We start from the raw sequence: 17,823 nt of genomic DNA on the forward strand, positions 1-17,823 counted from the left end.
TTCTCACGGACGAGAGCTCTTCGGACGCTCCAGCTGAGTCACGTACAGCGGATGAACGTGGAAATACAGACGTGCACGAGCAGTTCTTCGACAATGTGATGCTCATGGTCCCGATGGTCGCAAGCCTTGATCCCTCATCATCCTGGGCCTCGGTCGAGCCGGCAGCGTGGGATGATGCTGACCCCACGGTACGAGAGACCGTGGTGGGAATGGGGCTCGACGCCTGTATCCGGGCAGATGACGCGGCCACCGCATCAGAGCTCGAGGATCCGGCAATCACGTGGCTCGCAGCACGCTTTCTCTGCGAGGAACACCGCGAGGTCGCGGACGAGTTCCTCTCAAACGACGCGACTATTTCACCCACACACACCATGGCCGATCTGTTCGAACTCGCGCTGGTGCAGGACGATGCGACGGCCACCGATCTCCTTGACGCCAACACCATTTGCGTCGGTGCGCTCGCACTCGCATGGGAAGTTCATGCGGGCTTCACTCCTGAGGCGACCTGTTGGCTCATCCGCGTGCAGTCGGTGGAGGAAACCGGGGGCGATGCGGAATATCTATCGCTCTTCGATAATGCGGGCGACGTCGAGAACGCGGCGACTGATGCCCGCTTCGGTGAACTCGCAGAGGCTTCCGGTGCGAAGCCGAACGCCCTCTCCGAATTGCTCGAAGGTGTCGAGTAGCACCGCCCGGATGGGCAGTCGCTTCCGAGCACGACGTCTTGAACCAGACGCGTCTGGCGACGGGTGGGCCCATGGGCTTGGCCGGTTCCGCTTCGACGCAGTCGGGTGAGTCTCCTCCTCGGCTGCAGTGAGCTTTACGAAGAGAGTCCTACGGCTAGCGTTGAGGTGCGAGCCGGATGTTCTCTTCGAGTGCTTTGAGCTTCGAGCAGGCACCGCGGCTGGCGAGAAGCCGGGCCGCGGCGCCTTCGAACACCGATCTTGGCTCGAAGAGGTCCACGAGTTCTCGTCGGGAAGATGTATATCGATGCAGCGTGCTACTCGGGGTCGAATTCTCAAGTAGCTCGAAATGATTGCCTGCGGATGAAAGGCGAGCCAGGGCTTTGGTCGCAGCGCCTCGATGGTGAAAGTAAACGGGAGCAAGGCCGGTCCGGACGCCGAGAGCCCCGCGGTGTCGCCCTCTACTTGCGGGGGTTCTTGTATGTGTGAGCGAGTGTCGGTTCGCCGGCCGCCGCGCGCCTCGGCGGCTCCCTCTTCCCGTTTGGCTACGGGTGTGGCACGCTGGGGCCATGGGGCTACTGATCTACGGTGAATGGCAGCGCTACGAGTTCGACGACCGCCAACTCGCGCACGTGAAGGCGGCGGTGCAGCACAAGCTGCGCATGCACGAGTGCTTCTTGATGAGCTGGGTGCAGGCGGAGCACTCCATGGGACGCATCTCGGTCTGGATGTCGCCCGAGATTCCGCTCACATTTCAGTTCGCGGGCAGTCGTCGGCCCACGCTGAACGAGCACTGGGTGCGGGTCATGGAGCACATGTCGAACACGCCGCGCGGCATGGTCGTCCTCTCGGAGGAGGAAGCGATGCAGGTGATGCGCGCACCCGGAACAGCCTCGGCGTGGGCGTAGCGTCGGGTCCGGTCGCGCGGCGAGCCCCGTCGCGACCGGTCACCGTCGCCACCGGATGCTTTCTCTGACCCGTTGCGTGACTCGACAGCTCAGAAGCGGGCCCCGACGCTTGATGTCGCGTGCTGCCGCATCGCTGCGACTCAACGCCAGAATGCGGTCGGCCGCCTGGTCGAGCGCCCTGGCGAGCAGGTCGACGAAGTCGGCCTCGGAGTGTCCGCCGTACTCACGCATCTCGTGCGCCTCCCGGAGCGCGGTCCGAGCGAGGCAGCGCAGATCTGCCGGTAGCCTAGTCATGATTCTTCCCCCCTGCACCAGTCGCTGAGCTCGCAGGCGGCGACCTCATCCATCGAGTAGTGCTCGCTCATCATGCACTGTTGTTCGCGCGGTCGCAGGAGTCGCGTCATCTCAGCGGCGACCCGGCGCTCATCCGCGGGCGCACCCGCTGCCGCAGAAATCGGGGGCGGTTCGGCCCTGATGATCCGGGATCGCGACGATCGGCGCCGGGGAGGGCAACGGCGGATAGACTCGCCCCATGACGATGATCGGGCTCATCCTCGCGGGTCTCGCCGCCCTGCTGCACGTCTACATCTTCTACATGGAGTCGATCGCTTGGACGAGCGAGCGGGTCAGAGCGACGTTCGGCACCACCGAGACCGAGGCGGCCGCGACTCGAGAGCTGGCGTTCAACCAGGGCTTCTACAACCTGTTCCTCGCAATCGTCACGGGCGTCGGCATCGTCGAATACCTGAGCGGCCATACCTCGGTGGGTGCGGCCCTGGTGTTCGCAGGTGCGGGATCGATGCTCGCGGCTGCCCTCGTCCTGTTCCTCTCTTCCCGCGGCAAGCGGGGCGCGGCGGTGAAGCAGGGCGCCCTTCCGCTGCTGGGCGTCGTGATCCTGATGTTCGGGTTGCTGGGATGATCTCCGGCGAGAGGCCGGCTGCTATCGTGAAGCGGTGACCGCGCCCCTCGTCATCTGGACCATCTTCACCGCAGCCGGAGTCGCTGCCGCCATCGTGACTGCCGTCCTCGCTTGCAAGAAGCAGCGGCGCGATCGCTGACGGGGGCACTTTTCGCGACCCTTTTACCGTGGTGGTCNGCACCCGCCGCGCCCTACTTGCGCTTGCTCAGCAGGCTGTTCTCCGCTTCGAGCTTCTCCCGCTTCGCTGTACGCTTTTCCTTCAGCGTCTGCGCAGCAGGCTTCTTCGCGGACTTCTGGCCGCGGTTCTTGCCGGACACATCAACTCCTCTCGTCGACTCTGGGTGGATCAAGAAGCATGTGCCATGACTGGACCATAGCCCAGTTCCAGCAGAAAAGAAAATATATTCTGAACGGGAATTTCTACTGAGTAAGGCGTAGCCCCGTGGGTGGGTGGCGGGCCGGCCGACGTTCGCCTCAGAGCAGCGCGAGCCACTCGTCGAACGTCTGACGGCCGAGTTGAGCGTCGGGGCCGGGGAGTACGCCGCCCGCGCGCATCCCTCTCATCTGCCGGGTCGGCACGTTCAGCGACGGGATCCAACCGCGACGACCGGTAGCGCGCGCGAAGGCGCGCACCATGTCGGCCAGCTGCTCCTCGCGGGGGCCCGCGAGATCGCGGGCCCGGCCCTGAGGAGCTCCGGTCGCGAGCTCGACCAGCCGCTCGGCGACCTCGCGCGCGGCCACGGGCTGCACTCGCGCGGTCGGCGCCGTGTGCAGGGGGCCGATCTTCGCTCGCTCGAACATCTGCCCGGCGAACTCGTGGAACTGCGTCGCGCGGAGGATCGTCGACGGCGCCCCCGATGCAGCCACCGTGCGCTCCTGAGCGAGCTTGCCGGCGTAGTAGTCGTAGGGCACCTCGTCGATGCCCACGATCGAGAGCACCACCACGTGTCCCACCCCGGCCTCCTGCGCAGCCGCGAGGAGGTTGCCCGTCGCCGCGGTGAAGAAGTCGACGGCCTTCGCGCCGTCGAGAGTGGTGATGCTCGACGCGTCGATCACGGCGTCGGCATCGCGCATTGCGGCATGCAGGCCCCGCCCGGTGACGAGATCGACGCCGTGGGAGCGGCTCAGTGCGACCGCGTCATGCCCCGCCTCACGTGCGGCCTGCACGGTGAGACTCCCCACCACGCCGGTTCCTCCGGCAACAGCGATCCTCATGGCGACCATCATCCCAATTCTCGGCCTGCACATCCAGCACGTCGTCGGGATTCGTCGCGAGGCCGCGTCGGCCGCCGTGCGCGGCGAGGGGGAGGGGCCGGCTCGAGGGCGCGGGCCGAGAGCGCCTGCGCCCGGGCCCGCACCCGCGGCGCTACGCTGGGGGCATGCACCAGTCGTCTCACCCCGGCGGGTACCTGCTCGCCGCAGCGAGGGTCGCCTGGGGCGCCGCGACGCTGGCCGCGATCGTCGCCACCTTCGTCGACACCGCGAGCGGGGGCCCGGTCAACCCGTTCAACTTCTTCGGCTACTTCACGATTCAGTCGAACTCGCTGCTCGTCGCGGTGGCGATCGGCGCGGGGCTGCTCGGCCTGCTGCGGCCCGGCCCGCAGCCGCGCTGGCTGGTGGTATCGCGCAGTCTCGCGACCACGTGCATGGTGATCGTCGGCCTCGTCTACGCGGTGCTGCTCGCCCCGCTCGGGGCTGCGGGCGGAGTGCCGGTCGCCTGGGCGAACTGGGTCATGCACGTGGCGGGGCCGGTGCTCGTGGCACTCGACTGGGTGATCGCCCGGGATCGCGGGCCGCTGCCCTGGAGGATCGCATGGTGGCAGCTCGCCTACCCGGTCGTCTGGACCGCTGTCGTGCTGGTGCGGGGCGCCACCGACGGGTGGGTGCCCTATCCGTTCCTGAACCCGCAGCAGGGTTACGCGACGGTGCTGCTCTACGTCGTGGTCATCGCGGCCGTGTTCGCGGTCGTCTCGTTCACCGTCGTCTGGTGGTCGCGGCGCTGGAACCGGGGCCTCCGCGGCTGAGAAGCGCGCGGGCGGGCGCAGGCTCCTGCGATCCGCGAGCCCTCGCCCGACCGCCGCTCAGTGGTGGCCATGCGTCGAGGCGCCGTGCGGAACGGCCGACGCCCCGGGCTCGGTCTCCGCGAGCGCGGGCGTGGTGATCGCCGCCACGATCATCGCCTGAGCCGTCAGTGTCAGCAGGAACGCCCTCGGACGGGGATCGGGGCGCTGCTTCCGGCGTTCGCCGCGCAGGCTCACCGCGGCGAACACGGCCGTGATCCAGTGCAGGCCGACGAGCCCGAGGCACGGGGCCAGCCCGATGGTTCGGGTGAAGAGCATGAGGATCGCGGCGAGACCGAGCACGGCGCACACGCCGATCGCGGTTCCCGGGGCGAGGATCCTGCCGGCGCGCATGACGAGCAGCCCCCACACGACCTCGAGCGCGGCAGCAGCGAGCAGGAGCGCGGACACCCACGGATCCGCCCCCGCGGCCACGGCGGTCAGGACGAGTCCCGAGCCGATGGCCGCAAGAGCGGACCAGAGTTGACCGATCATCACACGGCGGGGGAGGCCGTCAGGCGCGCCTTGTCCGCTCCGATGCTGACCCCCAGCAGGATGAGCGCGCTGCCCAGGTGGAGGATGTGGTCGGCGGTGTTCAGCGCGAGGATGTTCGCGCCCGTGTCGGCGATGAAGAAGCCCACGACGCCGAGCAGCAGGTAGGCCGCGCCCACGACGCCGTTGACCGCCTTAGCGGCCCGCACTCCTGCGAGGCCGCCGATCAGCAGCGCCGCGCCGATGAGCAGGTGGGCGACGTTGTGGAGGGGGTTCACCTCGAAGAGTCCGAGCAGCAGACCGCCCTCGGTCGCGATGAAATCGACGCCGCTCGTGACCGTGAATCCGAGGATGCCGACCAACAGGTAGACCGCTCCGAAGATGACGCCGACGAGCCGGTTGGGTGAGTTTTTCACGATACTGCTCCTTTGGGATCGCTGAAGAACCGGCGGAATCCGCCGTGCGCACATGCGGTGCTGTTCCTACCTCAGTCTCCAGTGCGAGGGCGCGCCGGGAAAGGCGGTTGTGCGCCGACTACTCGTGTGTTACTCCCCGCAGCAGGCTGTCGGCCCGGGCAGTTTTGCAGGATCGCGAAGCCGAGCTCGCGCCCCTATTCTGCGCGTGGCTCGACGGTCGCACCCGCCCTGAAGAGCTCGGTCTGTCTGCGCAGCCGGGTCTCCGGCGAGGGCTCGTACGGGTGCCAGGTCTCGGAAAGCACCTCGTCCCATCTCTCCTGGCGCTCGCGCGCGAGCCTGTCCGCTTGCGGCTCCGGAAACGGGTGGTTCAGGTGTTCGTTCTCCATGCGTCTCCGGAGCCGCTCCTGCAGAGCCTCCAGATCGCTGCGGCCGGTGTCGTCGTGCAGGCTCATGATCGGGCCCCGTTCCATGCATAGTGTTGTGACTCGTAAGCATGCTCCCTCAACATGTGGACCCCCACAGTTTCAGATCCAGCCTGAGATGCCGCGGCGCGGTGCTCTGCCGCTCGACGGGGGTCTCGGTCGAAGCTGTGAGTCCCACATGTTTCGGGCGTATCGTGCAGTCATGGAGACACACACACGAGCGAGCGGCACCGCTGTCGGGCCGCTGGGGCTGGGTTCGGTGCTGGTCGACTCCCTGCCGACCACATTGATGACCGCTGGGGCGCCGCGGCGATACACGGTAGAAGCGGTGTTCACTCGACGTCCCGAAGCAGACGAGGTCGCCGGTATTCTCGGGGCCGGTACGCGCGATGCGCTGACGAGGGCCGGATACGCTGGGGTCGAGCTGACCGTCTCGGACCGGCGCCTGGAGATCGGCGGCACGAACCTCGAAGAGTTGCGGGACGGGCTCGCACGGGTGCTCGCCGACAGGCTCGCGGAGGTCACCGCCGAGGTGCGAAGGCGCCAGGAGGCTGCGGCCGCGGAGTTCCGGAAGACCGCCGAGAGCGAGCACGACCGTGCAGCTGCAGCGGCGGCTCTTGCGCAAGAAGTAAGTTTCAGACCGAGCCCGGATCGCGCGGCGTCCGCTCCGTCGTCGAACGGTTCTCTCGGCGAGCGCGACGAGAGCGCTCGCATCAACGTCTGGGCCGACGAAGGGGGTCACGGGCGTTGACGGCGTCGGTGATATCAGGAAGAGACGAGATGCATCATGAACGAGTACCGTCCTACGGTGCCGTCCGCGGAGGGTCGGCCGAAGGGTAGACGGAGCCCCAACGAGTTCTCCGAACTCGCGAGGTCGATCCGCGACAGCGGCCTGATGCGTCGCCGCTACGGGTACTACTGGGCGAAGCTCGTCGGCTTTCCGCTGCTGCTCGCCGGGGCGCTCGGAGCATTCGTGCTGATCGGGGACACCTGGTGGCAGTTGCTCACCGCCGCGTTCCTCGCGCTGCTGTTCACTCAGATCGCGTTTCTCGGCCACGACGCTGCGCACCGGCAGATCTTCGTCTCGGGCAAGTGGAACGACTGGGTCAGCCTCATCCTGGGTGATCTGATGGTGGGCATGAGCTACGGCTGGTGGCAGTTCAAGCACACGCGGCACCACGATAACCCGAACAAGCTGGGATCGGATCCGGATATCGAACTGCCGGTGATCGTCGTGGCTCCCGGGCGCCGCGCTGCCAGTGGCCGTCTGCGTTCCTGGATCCGCGCGCATCAAGGCGTGTTCTTCTTTCCTATCCTGTTGCTGGAAGGGATCTCACTGCATGCGTCCGGGATCCGCCGGGTGGTGGCCCGGGGGCGGCTCGAGCGCCGATGGGCGGAGATCGGGCTGCTGATCATCCGCCTGATCGGGTTCCCGACTCTCGTGTTCCTCGTGCTGTCGCCCGGTATCGCATTCGCGTTCCTCGGGATTCAACTCGGGATATTCGGGTTCTACATGGGCATGTCGTTCGCGCCGAATCACAAGGGGATGCCGATCGTGCCTCGTGACGCCAGTCTCGATTTTCTCCGGCGCCAGGTGCTGATGAGCCGCAACATCCGCGGGTCGCGTCTGCTCGACACCGCGATGGGCGGGCTGAACTACCAGATCGAGCACCACCTGTTCCCGTCGATGCCAAGGCCGCATCTTCGAAAGGCCGCTCCTATCATCGAGGCCTACTGCAGATCGCACGACGTGGCGTATGCGCAGGTCGGGCTGTTCGCCTCGTACGCGATCGTCGTTCACTACATCAATCGCGTCGGACTCGGCGAGCGAGACGTGTTCAGCTGCCCGCTGATGGAGCAGCGCAGTCACCTCGCGCCGTCTGCATGAGCACCTCAGCTCGCGTCGCGCTTCGCGCTGCGAGAGGGGTTCTCGCGGATCGAGGGCCGCGGTCGTGCGCAGCGCTCACCCGCGATGTCGCATAGTCTCGAAAGCATGCGGGCCAAGCATGCGGCCGTGGTGTACCACCCGGTCAAGACACCGCTCGAGCGGATACGCCGCGCTGCCGCCGAGATGGAGCAGCGCCACGGGTGGGACGCCACACGGTGGTATGCGACCGGGAGCGATGACGCAGGGAGAAGCGCCGCTGAACAGGCGGTCTCGGGTGGGCCGGCTGCGGTGATCGTCGCGGGCGGAGACGGCACCGTGCGTGCGGTGGCGGAGGTGGTGCACGAGCGCGGGATCCCGGTCGCCCTGGTCCCGCTCGGCACAGGGAACCTGCTCGCCCGCAATCTCGGTGTGCCGCTGAACGATCTCGAGGCCTGCGTCGCCGCCGCGTTCTCGGGGGCGAACCGAGCGGTCGACGTCGGTGTCGCCGAGTTGGAAGACGAGGCGGGGGTTCGAAGCAGCCACGTCTTCCTCGTCATGGCGGGGATCGGCCTGGATGCTGAGATGGCCGAGCGCACGAGCGCCTCCGCCAAGAGACGTCTCGGCTGGCTCGCCTACGTTTCGCCGATCGCTCGGTCGATCATCGCGAATCGCCTCTTCCACCTGGAGTACCGGGTGGACGACGGCCGCGTCAGATCGACGCGCGCCCACACGATCATTGTCGGCAACTGCGGGACGCTCACCGGGAACATGCTGCTGATACCGGCGGCGGTGGTCGATGACGGGCTGCTCGACGTCGTGATGATGCGCCCGAAGGGCAGGCTCGGGTGGGCCCGGATCGGGACCCGCTTGACCGTGCAGGGGATCGCGCGCCGGTCTCGGCTGAGTCGGAAGATGCTCCGATCCGCCCCCGCCCTCCAGGCGCTCGCCTACGCACAGGGAAAGCGCTTCGAGGCGCGCTTCGACAGCCCCCATGGAATCGAGCTCGACGGAGACGGTTTCGGTTCCGTGGTTCGGGTGCGGATCAGCGTGCGCGGCGGGGCGCTCCAGGTGCGGGATCCGGCACCCGCGGGCTGACCCGTGCGGTCAGACGCCGGCTTCCACAGGCCGACGGGGAAGTGTTCCGTCGGCCGCGGGAGTCGGAGGAGGCGTGGCTCCTCGCGCTCAGGCTTTCGGCCGCCTCGCGCGTTGCCGGATGATTCCGAAGATCACAGTGCCGACGAAGAGCACGATTCCGATGATGGCCAGCCACAGCAGGCCCTCGAAGACGAATCCGACGATCGACAGCACGGCCCATAGCACGAGCAGGATGAGAATTACTGTCCACATACTCGTCACGATACGCCGATCGTCGTCGCCGATGGGGAAACCGGCAATACTCACAGCAACTCGCCTCGCGGCCCAGCGCCTCGCGCCCCGCCTCTGCGGGCCGATGCCGAGGACGAATCCTCGCGCCGGGCCGACGTCGAGCGCCTTGCCTGCCGCGGTAGGCTCCTGAGTCATGGCGATTGGTGCGACGATCCACACCTTCGAGGTGCAGCTGGCCGATGTGGATCGCGGGGTCTACGAGGATCTCTCGCTGCGCGTGGCCAAGCACCCCTCCGAGACGGATCCGTTCATGATGACCCGGCTGCTCGCGTACTGCCTCGAGCACGAGGAAGGCATCGCGTTCGGGGCGGGCGGCGTCTCGTCGACGGAGGAGCCCGCCGTGCTGGTGCGGGATCTCACCGGCAGGATCACGACGTGGATCGAGGTCGGAGCGCCCGACGCGCAGCGCCTGCACTTCGGCAGCAAGCTCGCCGACCGCGCGGTCGTCTACACCCACCGAGACCCGTCGAGACTGCTGGCCTCGTGGCGCGGGAAGCCGATCCACAGCATCGGCGACATTCCGCTGCGCTCGTTCGATCCCGGCTTCATCGACGCGGCCGTCGCGCAGCTCGAGCGGCGCAACGCGATGACGGTGTCGGTGATCGAGGGGCAGCTGTATCTCGAACTGGGCGGGACGGCGCTGAACACCGGGATCCACGAGCATCGCCTCGAGTGACGCCCTGAGGATCCCCTGAGCATTCCGACGCATGCAGGCCCTCGTATGGTGCGACCGGTAGCGTGAGAGCAGCGATCGGCAACCGCCCTTGGCTTCACCGAATCGCTCTCCTGCGGTTCACGCAGAAACAAGGTGCCGCGCATGTCGAACGCTCCTACCCACCAGGCCGCCCGTCTCGACGGGCTGGGACCCCTCCGGCCCACGAGAGCCCGCCGTGAAGACTTCCCCCCGATCGCCAAGGCGTACACCCGGGTGTCCGAGGTCGTGCGCGAGTCGGGCCTGCTGCGCCGAGCCCCATGGTTCTACGCGATGGTGGGAGTGGCGATCGCGATCGCCTTCGGGGGCGCGGTGACCGGCTTCATCCTGCTCGGGGACAGCTGGTTCCAGCTGCTCATCGCCGCCGCCCTCGGCATCATCTTCACCCAGATCGCGTTCCTCGCGCACGAGGCCGCGCACCGGCAGATCCTCTCCCTCGGCCCGGCGAACGACCGCCTCGCGCGACTGCTCGCCGGATTGATCGGCATGAGCTACTCGTGGTGGGACTCGAAGCACACCCGTCACCACTCCAACCCGAACCGCGTGGGCAAGGATCCCGACATCGAGGTCGACACGATCTCCTTCATCGAGGAGGATGCCGTCGAGGCACGGGGTCTGCGTCGCGCGATCACGAAGCGGCAGGGCTGGCTCTTCTTCCCGCTGCTCACCCTCGAGGGCCTGAACCTCCACCTCCACAGCTTCAAGCACCTGTTCGGCCGCGGCCCGGTGAAGGGCCGCTGGACGGAGCTCGGGATCATCGCCGCCCGCTTCGCGGTCGTGCTCGTGCCCGTGTTCCTGCTGCTGCCGCTCGGCATGGCCTTCGCATTCGTGGGTGTGCAGCTGGCCGTGTTCGGGGTCTACATGGGCGCGTCGTTCGCTCCCAATCACAAGGGCATGCCGGTGATCGCGCACGACGCGAAGCTCGACTTCTTCACGAAGCAGGTGCGCACGTCGCGCAACATCCGCGGCGGCTGGTGGGCGACGTGGCTCATGGGCGGCCTCAACTACCAGGTCGAGCATCACCTCTTTCCGAGCATGTCGCGACCGCACCTGTCGAAGGCGCGCGAGATCGTGCGCGAGCACTGCCGCACGCTCGACGTGCCCTACACCGAGACCTCGCTGTGGCGCTCGTACGCGATCGTGGTCGACTACCTCAACCGGGTGGGCCTCGCGGCGCGCGACCCGTTCGACTGCCCGATCACCGCGGAGTACCGACGCGCGTAGCCGGGCGGCGGTACCGCCGCCCGTTCGTCTTGTAACCTCTGCTGCTCGCGGAGTCAACGGGGTGTTCTCCGTCGCGCGCGTCCGCGTAGCGTGGGCCCCCAGGCTAGAGGAATAGAGATGGAGGCAGAGATGTCCGAGGCGGACAAGAACGAAGTCCACGAGGAGACCGCGACCGAGGCCAGCAACGGGAAGGGCACGGCGGCATCGCCGCCGAAGGGCGGCACGCAGGACCGCCCGATCCTCGACGGATCCACCGTCGATTACGGTCGGGAGGCGAAGGTCGACAACCCGCGCTACGGTATGGATGATCCGGGTCTGGTCCGGCATCCCGAGACCGGCGAGAAGACGCCGACGCCGGATGAGGAGAAGTAGCGGCGATCTGAGGGTTTCTGGCCCTAGAGTTGAGGGGCGGATCGTATCGGCGATCCGCCCCTCAACTGCAGAGAGGCCCGTGCGGGGTGCGCTGCCGCAGGCGCGCCGCGAACGTCCTCCGAGACCAGCAAGGAATCCCAGTGGCCGGTAGCTTCTTCGCCCTGCTTGATGACATCGCCGTGCTCGCGCGGGCGGCGGCCGCCTCGGTCGACGACGTAGTGGCCGGCGCGGCGAAGGCCTCGGCGAAGTCGGCGGGCGTGGTGATCGACGACGCCGCGGTGTCGCCGCAGTACGTGCAGGGCATCAGTCCGAAGCGCGAGCTGCCCGTGGTGTGGAAGATCACGCGCGGATCGCTGCTCAACAAGGCCGGCATCATCGTCGGCATCATGCTGCTCAGCATCTGGGCGCCGTGGGTGTTCCCGTGGTTGCTGCTGGTGGGCGGCACCTATCTCGCGTACGAGGGCGCCGAGAAGGTGTGGCACTGGATCGGCAGGCTGCGCGGGCACGGCGACGAGCACACCGTCGAGCAGATCGTCGAGCGCACGCAGACCGACGAGAAGCAGATCGTCGCGAGCGCGGTGCGCACCGATCTGGTGCTCTCGATCGAGATCATGCTGATCTCGCTTGCCAACATCGACGCCGATTCGTGGCTGATGCGGCTCGCGATCCTGGTCGTGGTGGGTGTGCTCATGACCGCCATCGTCTACGGCAGCGTGGCGCTGCTCGTGAAGATGGACGACGTGGGCTTCTGGATGCGCCGTCGTCGCCCCCGCTGGGTGAAGGTGCTCGGCACGTGGCTCGTGAAGGCGATGCCGGTGGTGTTCCGGCTGCTGAGCGTGGTCGGCGTGGTCGCGATGCTGTGGGTCGGCGGGCACATCCTGATCGTGAACCTCGCCGAGGTGGGGGTGCTCTGGCCGTACGAGTTGCTGCACACGATCACCCACTCGGTGCACGCGCCCGGCCTGGTGATCTGGCTGATCGACAGCGGGCTGTCGGCGGTGTTCGGGTTGATCTGGGGTGCGGTCGTGGTGACGGTGCTCGCGGCGGTGGCGCGGCTGCGGTTCAGGAAGCCCGAGGCGCGGTAGCGGAGGATCGCCGGGATCGGCCCCGGTGCGGGGCCGGAGCCCTCGCTCAGAGGCGCGACGGCTCGAGCGAGGCGAGCACGCCGAGCAGCGAGTCGGGCACGAGGGACGCGTCGGCGCGCCCCTCGCGCACGATCTGCGCGATCCGGGTTCCGATCTGGGGGGTGCTGAGCCCCATCTCCGCGCCGGAGAGCGCGGGCAGCCCGCCCAGCACCTCCACGGTGGCGGCCTCGACGGCGCGCGCGGCGTCGCCCTCGCCGAGGTGCCCCAGCATGAGGGCGAGCGAGAGGATCGCGCCCGCGGGATTGGCCCGGCCGGTGCCGGCGATGTCGGGCGCGGAGCCGTGGATCGCCTCGAACATGCTCGGGGCGCTGCCGTCGAGGTTGAGGTTGGCGCTCGTGGCGACGCCGAGGCCGCCCTGGATGACCGCGCCGAGGTCGGTGATGATGTCGCCGAAGAGGTTGTCGGTGACGACCACGTCGAAGCGCTCGGGTGCGAGCGGCAGGTGGAAGCACATCGCGTCGACGTGCACGTAGTCGACCTCGACCTCGGGGTAGCGCTCGCCGACCTCGGCGACGACCTGCTGCCAGAGCTGCCCGGCGGCGACGAGGATGTTGGTCTTGTGGCAGAGGGTGAGGCGGCGGCGGCGTCCGAGGGCGAGCCTGAACGAGAAGTCGACGACGCGCTCGATGCCGGCGCGGGTGTTGAGCGACTCCTGCATCGCGACCGCGTGGGGGGTACCGGCATGCACCGTGGATCCGCGGCCCACGTAGGCGCCCTCGGTGTTCTCGCGCACGATGACCATCTCGCAGCGCTCGGGGGTGAGACCCGCGATGGGGGAGGGAACGCCGGGGTAGAGGCGCACCGGGCGCACGTTGGCGGCCTGCTGGAAGCGCTGGCGCATCTCGAGGATGAAGCCGCGCTCGAGGACGCCGGGGGTGACACGGGGGTCGCCCATGGAGCCGAAGAGGATCGCGTCCCTGTCTCGCAGTCGGGGTTCGACGGCGTCGAAGAGCTCGCCCGTGGCGAGGTAGTGGCCCGCGCCCGCGGAGAACTCGCTGCGCTCGGTGGCGAAGCCGAAGCGCTGCTCGGCGGCGTCGAGCACCTCGAGCGCGCACGAGACGACCTCGGGGCCGATCCCGTCGCCGGGGAGGACAGCAATGGAGTGGGAGCGCGTCATCGGGGTCTCGTTCCTTGTTGCGGCGGATCTTTTTACCTATATTAATGGTAAGGCCACTCAAGCGCGAGGCCGCCCCCCGGGCGGACCGGCGAGAGCGGCGGCACCGATCCCCGTCGCAGGGGGAGCTCGCGAAGACGCGACCCGTGCGGCCTCCGGCTGTGAAGGATCCCACCATGCACCCATCCCCGCACCCCATCGAACTGCGCGCACCCGCCGGCAGCCTGCCCATCGGCGCCGGCTGGCGCGAGGTCTCCGGGCGCGCCGAGATCGTGTTCCCCTTCGACGGCAGCGTCGTCGCCGAAGCCCCGCAGAGCACGGTCGCCGACTCCGCCGACGCCCTCAACGCCGCCGAGGCGGCGCGAGCCGAGGTCGCCGCGCTCACCACAGCCCAGCGCAAGGCGATCCTCACCGGCATCTGCGACCGTCTGCGCGCCGACCGCGAGCGCTTCGAGCAGCTGCTCGTGCTCGAGACCGGCAAGCCGCTGCGCGACTGCCGCGTCGAGGTCGCGCGCACCATCGTCACCTTCGAGGCCACCGCCGAGGAGGCCTCGCACGTCACCGGCGAGACCGTGCCCCTCGACCTGCAGGAACTCGGCCGAGGCATGGTCGGCTACTACACCCGCAAGCCCGCCGGCGTGGTCGTCGGCATCGCCGGCTTCAACTATCCGGTGCTGCTCGCCACCCACAAGCTGGCCCCCGCGATCGCCGCGGGCTGCCCGATCATCGTGAAGCCGGCTCCCAACACGCCGCTCGCCACGATCGAGCTGTTCGCGATCGTGCGCGACGTGCTCGCCTCCCACGGGGTGACGGGAGCCGCGGCCCAGCTCGTCAACGGCGGCCCCGAGGTGGGCGAGCTGCTCGTGCGCGACCCCCGCGCTCAGGTGGTCTCGTTCACCGGATCCGCCAAGATCGGCCACCTCATCGCCCAGCAGGCGGCCCCCCGCAAGGCGCTGCTCGAACTCGGATCGAACACCGGGTTCATCGTCGCCGACGACGCCGACGTCGAAGCCGCGGTCGGCGCGGTGCTGACGGGCGGCTTCTACGCCAACGGGCAGGCCTGCATCTCGGTGCAGCGCATCGTGCTGCACCGCCGCATCGCCGACCGCTTCGCCGCGCGGCTCACGGAGCGCCTCGCAGAGCTGGTGGTCGGCGACCCCCGAGATCCCGAGACCAACGTCGCCCCCGTCATCAACGACGCCTCGGGCGACCGGATCCGCGCCACCGTCGCGCGCGCCCTCGACGCCGGCGCCGAGCTGCTCGCCCCCTCGGCAGAGGCCCTCGCGCAGGCCGACCGCGCCGCGGCGGTGCCGCCCGTCGTGCTCGGCTCCGTGCCCCGCGACGTCGAGGTGTGGCGCGAGGAGATCTTCGGCCCCGTCGTCTGCCTCACCGTGGTCGACTCGGTCGACGAGGCGATCGACGTGGTCAACGACTCGCGCTACGGCCTGCAGGCCGCCATCTTCACCGCCTCGCTCGAGAGCGCCTTCGCAGCGCTCGACCGGCTCGAGGTAGGCGGTGTGGTCGTCAACGAGATCCCCGGCTTCCGATCCGACATCATGCCCTACGGCGGCGTGAAGGACTCGGGGGTGGGCCGGGAAGGCCCCCGCTACGCCATCGAAGAGTTCACCGTCACCCGCATGGCGATGATCCGGCCCGTCGCCCGCAGCTGACCACCCGCCGCAGCCGGCCCCGCTCGGCCGCAACCCCTCCCGGCCGACCCGTCGCGCCCGCCCACCGACAGAAAGCAGCACCGCATGACCAGCACCCCCGACTACTCCCAGCTCTTCCGCCTCGACGGCCGCACCGCCGTCGTGGTGGGCGCCGGGGGCATCGGCCGCGAGGCCGCCCTGGCGCTCGCCGCCCACGGAGCGCGCGTCGTCGTGGCCGACCTCTCGCTCGACGCGGCCCAGGCCACCGCCGCCGCGATCGCTGAGCGCGGCGGCATCGCCGAGGCCACCCGCCTCGACGTGCTCGACGACGCCGACGTGGAGGCCGCCGCCGAGCGCTTCGGCGACGCGTCGGCGCTCGTGTTCACCGCCGCCATGAACGTGCGCAAGCGCATGGAGGACTACACGATGGAGGAGTACGACCGAGTCGTGAACCTCAACCTGCGCTCGTCGTTCCAGCTGATCCGCCACTTCGGCAAGGCCTTCGCGGCGAACGGCGGCGGCTCGATCGTGGGCTTCGCCTCGATCCGCGCCCAGGTGGTCGAGCCCGGCCAGGGCGTCTACGCCGCCACCAAGGCCGGCCTCGTGCAGCTCGCCAAGACCGCGGCGGCCGAGTTCGGCGCGCAGGGCGTGCGCGTCAACGTCGTCGCACCCGGCATCGTGGAGACCCCGCTGACCGTGCAGATCAAGCAGGACGAGGAGTGGGATCGCGCCTACGCCACGAAGAGCGCGCTCGGCCGCTGGTCGCGCCCCGACGAGCTCGCCGGCGCCGTCGTCTACCTCGCGTCGGAGGCCTCGAGCTTCGTCACCGGCACCACGCTGTTCGTCGACGGGGGCTGGACCGCGATCGACGGTCGCTTCACGCCGCCCACCGCGTAGCGCCGCGCCTCGCCGGCGCAGCAACAGTGGAGCCCCGTATGGCAGCCTCCCACGGGAGACTGCCATACGGGGCTCCGCTGCATCTCGGGGATGCGACCCGAGTGCTACGCGATCGAGGCCCAGTCGACCGCGGCGGCCTCGCCGCGCACGGTCTCGAACCAGCGGGCGACGCGCAGCAGACGATCGTCGCTGCCGATCCGCGACGCGATCTGCAGGCCCACGGTGCGGCCGTCGGCCTGCACCGCCGCGTTCACCGACACGGCGGGCTGCCCCGACATGTTGTAGGGCACGGTGAACGAGATGTGCCCCATCGTCTGCAGCGGGTCGGTGATGGGCATCGGATCCTCGGCGGCGAACGCGGCCACCGGGGTCACGGGCGACAGCACGAGATCGAACGGCTCGGTCGCCGCGCGCGTGAGCTGCGCCATCGTGTCGGCGCAGCCGCGGTTGCGCACCGTCTGCGCCGCGCTGATGCCGGCGCCGGCGCTGCACCACTCGGCGATGAAGGGGAGCACGCAGGCGCGCTCGGCCTCGGTCAGCGCCTCGTAGTCGGCGTAGGATCGGCTGCGCCAGAAGTCGACGAGCCCGTCGAGCACCTCGGCGGGCACGAACGGATCGAGCGGCACCACGGTGGCGCCCGCGTCGGCGAAGAGCTGCGCGGCGCGCTCGACGGTGGCGCGGGTCTCGGCCTCGACCGGCAGGCCCGACCCGGCGTCGAGCTGCAGCGCGACGCGCATGCCGGCGGGCGAGAGCGGCTCGGTCGACCAGTCCATCGGCTGGTAGGGGCGCGTGAGGTAGTCGCGGGGGTCGGGCTGCGCGACGATCGACATGAGGCGGATCGCGTCGGCGGCCGTACGGGTGAGGGGCCCTGCGGCGCGGCCGGTGTAGGGCACGTCGAGGGGGATGAGGCCCTCGCTCGGCTTGAGCGCGGTGAGTCCCTGCCACGAGCCGGGCAGGCGGATCGAACCCCCGATGTCGGTGCCGACGTGCAGGGGGCCGTAGCCGGCGGCGGCCGCGGTGCCCGCGCCGGCGCTGGAGCCCCCCGCGGTGAGCGCGGGGTCGAGGCCGTTGCGGGTGATGCCGTGCAGGCTCGAGACGCCCGACGAGAGCATGCCCCAGTCGGGCATCGTGGTCGAGCCGACGATCACGGCGCCGGCCTCGAGCAGGCGGTCGGTGGTGGGGGCGTTGCGATCGGCGATCGGCGGGTTCGGGATCGCGGTGCCCGAGGGCTTCGGCTGCCCGGCCCGCGCGATGTTCTCCTTGACCGTCACCGGAACGCCGTCGAACGGGCCCCGCTGCTGCCCGGACCGCCACCGCGCCGTCGACGCCGCGGCGTCGGCGCGCACCTGCTCGGGGTCGAACAGGTAGAGGGCGCCCAGCTCGGGCTCGCGGGCCTCGACGCGGGCGATGACCGCCTCTGCGGCCTCGCCGGGTGTGAGCTCGCCGGTCTCGTAGGCCGCCGAGAGAGCGCCTGCGTCGAGGGCGATGATCTGCTGCGGGTCGGTCATGTGGATCTCCTCACTGCGGCGCGGGGCCGCGGGGCTGCGGATCGGGAGG

Annotated in this window: 22 protein-coding genes; 13 read left to right on the forward strand and 9 right to left on the reverse strand. The window is 69.2% G+C overall.

Annotated elements, in window-relative coordinates; genetic code table 11:
- The first annotated feature begins 71 nt into the window (after window positions 1-71).
- Both H490_RS18475 and H490_RS18480 read left to right on the forward strand, forming a co-directional pair.
- Window positions 72-686 (forward strand): hypothetical protein, encoded by a 615-nt coding sequence (locus tag H490_RS18475; RefSeq protein ID WP_017882885.1) that lies wholly within the window; start codon window positions 72-74, stop codon window positions 684-686.
- 566 nt (window positions 687-1,252) lie between these two features.
- On the forward strand, window positions 1,253-1,591 hold the full coding sequence (locus H490_RS18480; protein WP_017882887.1) for a hypothetical protein: 339 nt from the start codon (window positions 1,253-1,255) through the stop codon (window positions 1,589-1,591).
- A 39-nt stretch (window positions 1,592-1,630) separates the two neighbouring features.
- Here the strand turns inward: H490_RS18480 and H490_RS18485 are convergent, their stop codons facing one another.
- Entirely contained in the window at window positions 1,631-1,822 is a 192-nt protein-coding gene (locus H490_RS18485; RefSeq protein ID WP_152424159.1) for a hypothetical protein, read from the reverse strand.
- 301 nt (window positions 1,823-2,123) lie between these two features.
- Between H490_RS18485 and H490_RS18490 the strand changes: the two genes are divergently transcribed.
- Entirely contained in the window at window positions 2,124-2,510 is a 387-nt protein-coding gene (locus tag H490_RS18490; protein ID WP_017882889.1) for a DUF1304 domain-containing protein, read from the forward strand.
- Window positions 2,511-2,701: 191 nt separating this feature from the next.
- Here the strand turns inward: H490_RS18490 and H490_RS32800 are convergent, their stop codons facing one another.
- On the reverse strand, window positions 2,702-2,827 hold the full coding sequence (locus H490_RS32800; RefSeq protein WP_017882891.1) for a hypothetical protein: 126 nt from the start codon (window positions 2,825-2,827) through the stop codon (window positions 2,702-2,704).
- Between the two features lie 157 nt (window positions 2,828-2,984).
- The gene (locus H490_RS18495) at window positions 2,985-3,725 is read right to left on the reverse strand and encodes an SDR family oxidoreductase (RefSeq protein WP_031289594.1); all 741 of its coding nucleotides are present in this window, start codon (window positions 3,723-3,725) and stop codon (window positions 2,985-2,987) included.
- Between the two features lie 164 nt (window positions 3,726-3,889).
- Between H490_RS18495 and H490_RS18500 the strand changes: the two genes are divergently transcribed.
- Window positions 3,890-4,534, forward strand: coding sequence for a Pr6Pr family membrane protein (locus H490_RS18500; protein WP_017882893.1), 645 nt, complete (start codon window positions 3,890-3,892; stop codon window positions 4,532-4,534).
- 57 nt (window positions 4,535-4,591) lie between these two features.
- Here H490_RS18500 and H490_RS18505 read toward each other — a convergent pair whose 3' ends face one another.
- The 3 genes from H490_RS18505 to H490_RS18515 form a co-directional block, all read right to left on the reverse strand.
- Window positions 4,592-4,981 carry a hypothetical protein gene (locus tag H490_RS18505; RefSeq protein ID WP_152424160.1) on the reverse strand — a complete coding sequence of 130 codons (390 nt, stop codon included), beginning with the start codon at window positions 4,979-4,981 and terminating at the stop codon, window positions 4,592-4,594.
- An 83-nt stretch (window positions 4,982-5,064) separates the two neighbouring features.
- Window positions 5,065-5,478, reverse strand: coding sequence for a DUF4383 domain-containing protein (locus H490_RS18510; RefSeq protein ID WP_017882895.1), 414 nt, complete (start codon window positions 5,476-5,478; stop codon window positions 5,065-5,067).
- A 194-nt stretch (window positions 5,479-5,672) separates the two neighbouring features.
- Window positions 5,673-5,930, reverse strand: a complete 258-nt coding sequence (locus tag H490_RS18515) for a hypothetical protein (RefSeq protein WP_017882896.1) — start codon at window positions 5,928-5,930, stop codon at window positions 5,673-5,675.
- 172 nt (window positions 5,931-6,102) lie between these two features.
- Between H490_RS18515 and H490_RS18520 the strand changes: the two genes are divergently transcribed.
- The 3 genes from H490_RS18520 (at window position 6,103) to H490_RS18530 (ending at window position 8,862) form a co-directional block, all read left to right on the forward strand.
- On the forward strand, window positions 6,103-6,651 hold the full coding sequence (locus H490_RS18520) for a hypothetical protein (RefSeq protein WP_041204953.1): 549 nt from the start codon (window positions 6,103-6,105) through the stop codon (window positions 6,649-6,651).
- Between the two features lie 36 nt (window positions 6,652-6,687).
- Complete coding sequence (locus H490_RS18525; RefSeq protein WP_017882898.1) at window positions 6,688-7,788, forward strand: fatty acid desaturase family protein; 1,101 nt, start codon at window positions 6,688-6,690, stop codon at window positions 7,786-7,788.
- 105 nt (window positions 7,789-7,893) lie between these two features.
- On the forward strand, window positions 7,894-8,862 hold the full coding sequence (locus H490_RS18530) for a diacylglycerol/lipid kinase family protein (protein ID WP_238560287.1): 969 nt from the start codon (window positions 7,894-7,896) through the stop codon (window positions 8,860-8,862).
- An 87-nt stretch (window positions 8,863-8,949) separates the two neighbouring features.
- Here the strand turns inward: H490_RS18530 and H490_RS32595 are convergent, their stop codons facing one another.
- On the reverse strand, window positions 8,950-9,168 hold the full coding sequence (locus H490_RS32595) for a hypothetical protein (RefSeq protein WP_238560305.1): 219 nt from the start codon (window positions 9,166-9,168) through the stop codon (window positions 8,950-8,952).
- A gap of 118 nt (window positions 9,169-9,286) precedes the next feature.
- Here H490_RS32595 and H490_RS18540 point away from each other — a divergent pair, with 118 nt between their 5' ends.
- The 4 genes from H490_RS18540 to H490_RS18555 all read left to right on the forward strand — a co-directional run bounded on the left by H490_RS18540 (window position 9,287) and on the right by H490_RS18555 (window position 12,546).
- Window positions 9,287-9,829 carry a YaeQ family protein gene (locus H490_RS18540; RefSeq protein ID WP_017882901.1) on the forward strand — a complete coding sequence of 181 codons (543 nt, stop codon included), beginning with the start codon at window positions 9,287-9,289 and terminating at the stop codon, window positions 9,827-9,829.
- Window positions 9,830-9,970: 141 nt separating this feature from the next.
- Window positions 9,971-11,089, forward strand: coding sequence for a fatty acid desaturase family protein (locus H490_RS18545; protein ID WP_031289597.1), 1,119 nt, complete (start codon window positions 9,971-9,973; stop codon window positions 11,087-11,089).
- Window positions 11,090-11,206: 117 nt separating this feature from the next.
- Window positions 11,207-11,461 carry a hypothetical protein gene (locus H490_RS18550; protein WP_017882903.1) on the forward strand — a complete coding sequence of 85 codons (255 nt, stop codon included), beginning with the start codon at window positions 11,207-11,209 and terminating at the stop codon, window positions 11,459-11,461.
- Window positions 11,462-11,601: 140 nt separating this feature from the next.
- Window positions 11,602-12,546, forward strand: coding sequence for a DUF808 domain-containing protein (locus H490_RS18555; RefSeq protein ID WP_017882904.1), 945 nt, complete (start codon window positions 11,602-11,604; stop codon window positions 12,544-12,546).
- 46 nt (window positions 12,547-12,592) lie between these two features.
- On the opposite strand, the gene H490_RS18560 is transcribed toward H490_RS18555, so the two are convergent.
- Window positions 12,593-13,723, reverse strand: a complete 1,131-nt coding sequence (locus H490_RS18560) for a 3-isopropylmalate dehydrogenase (RefSeq protein ID WP_017882905.1) — start codon at window positions 13,721-13,723, stop codon at window positions 12,593-12,595.
- 173 nt (window positions 13,724-13,896) lie between these two features.
- Here H490_RS18560 and H490_RS18565 point away from each other — a divergent pair, with 173 nt between their 5' ends.
- Together H490_RS18565 and H490_RS18570 are read left to right on the forward strand one after the other, a co-directional pair.
- Window positions 13,897-15,390: an aldehyde dehydrogenase family protein gene (locus H490_RS18565; RefSeq protein ID WP_017882906.1), complete on the forward strand. Its 1,494-nt coding sequence runs from the start codon at window positions 13,897-13,899 to the stop codon at window positions 15,388-15,390.
- A gap of 84 nt (window positions 15,391-15,474) precedes the next feature.
- Window positions 15,475-16,266 (forward strand): SDR family NAD(P)-dependent oxidoreductase, encoded by a 792-nt coding sequence (locus tag H490_RS18570; RefSeq protein WP_017882907.1) that lies wholly within the window; start codon window positions 15,475-15,477, stop codon window positions 16,264-16,266.
- 104 nt (window positions 16,267-16,370) lie between these two features.
- On the opposite strand, the gene H490_RS18575 is transcribed toward H490_RS18570, so the two are convergent.
- A complete protein-coding gene (locus H490_RS18575) occupies window positions 16,371-17,774 on the reverse strand; it encodes an amidase (RefSeq protein WP_017882908.1) in 1,404 nt (467 codons plus the stop codon).
- Between the last annotated feature and the right edge of the window lie 49 nt (window positions 17,775-17,823).

Source organism: Leucobacter sp. UCD-THU (assembly GCF_000349545.1).
GTDB classification, from domain to species: Bacteria; Actinomycetota; Actinomycetes; order Actinomycetales; family Microbacteriaceae; genus Leucobacter; species Leucobacter muris.

Coding starts and splice junctions, on each gene's coding strand:
- H490_RS18495 (WP_031289594.1), bottom strand. CDS start 3,725: ATGAGGATCGCTGTTGCCGGAGGAACCGGCGTGGTGGGGAGTCTCACC.
- H490_RS18485 (WP_152424159.1), bottom strand. CDS start 1,822: ATGCGTGAGTACGGCGGACACTCCGAGGCCGACTTCGTCGACCTGCTC.
- H490_RS18515 (WP_017882896.1), bottom strand. CDS start 5,930: ATGAGCCTGCACGACGACACCGGCCGCAGCGATCTGGAGGCTCTGCAG.
- H490_RS18570 (WP_017882907.1), top strand. CDS start 15,475: ATGACCAGCACCCCCGACTACTCCCAGCTCTTCCGCCTCGACGGCCGC.
- H490_RS18545 (WP_031289597.1), top strand. CDS start 9,971: ATGTCGAACGCTCCTACCCACCAGGCCGCCCGTCTCGACGGGCTGGGA.
- H490_RS18575 (WP_017882908.1), bottom strand. CDS start 17,774: ATGACCGACCCGCAGCAGATCATCGCCCTCGACGCAGGCGCTCTCTCG.
- H490_RS18565 (WP_017882906.1), top strand. CDS start 13,897: ATGCACCCATCCCCGCACCCCATCGAACTGCGCGCACCCGCCGGCAGC.
- H490_RS18540 (WP_017882901.1), top strand. CDS start 9,287: ATGGCGATTGGTGCGACGATCCACACCTTCGAGGTGCAGCTGGCCGAT.
- H490_RS18520 (WP_041204953.1), top strand. CDS start 6,103: ATGGAGACACACACACGAGCGAGCGGCACCGCTGTCGGGCCGCTGGGG.
- H490_RS18525 (WP_017882898.1), top strand. CDS start 6,688: ATGAACGAGTACCGTCCTACGGTGCCGTCCGCGGAGGGTCGGCCGAAG.
- H490_RS18480 (WP_017882887.1), top strand. CDS start 1,253: ATGGGGCTACTGATCTACGGTGAATGGCAGCGCTACGAGTTCGACGAC.
- H490_RS18560 (WP_017882905.1), bottom strand. CDS start 13,723: ATGACGCGCTCCCACTCCATTGCTGTCCTCCCCGGCGACGGGATCGGC.
- H490_RS18550 (WP_017882903.1), top strand. CDS start 11,207: ATGGAGGCAGAGATGTCCGAGGCGGACAAGAACGAAGTCCACGAGGAG.
- H490_RS18530 (WP_238560287.1), top strand. CDS start 7,894: ATGCGGGCCAAGCATGCGGCCGTGGTGTACCACCCGGTCAAGACACCG.
- H490_RS18490 (WP_017882889.1), top strand. CDS start 2,124: ATGACGATGATCGGGCTCATCCTCGCGGGTCTCGCCGCCCTGCTGCAC.
- H490_RS18500 (WP_017882893.1), top strand. CDS start 3,890: ATGCACCAGTCGTCTCACCCCGGCGGGTACCTGCTCGCCGCAGCGAGG.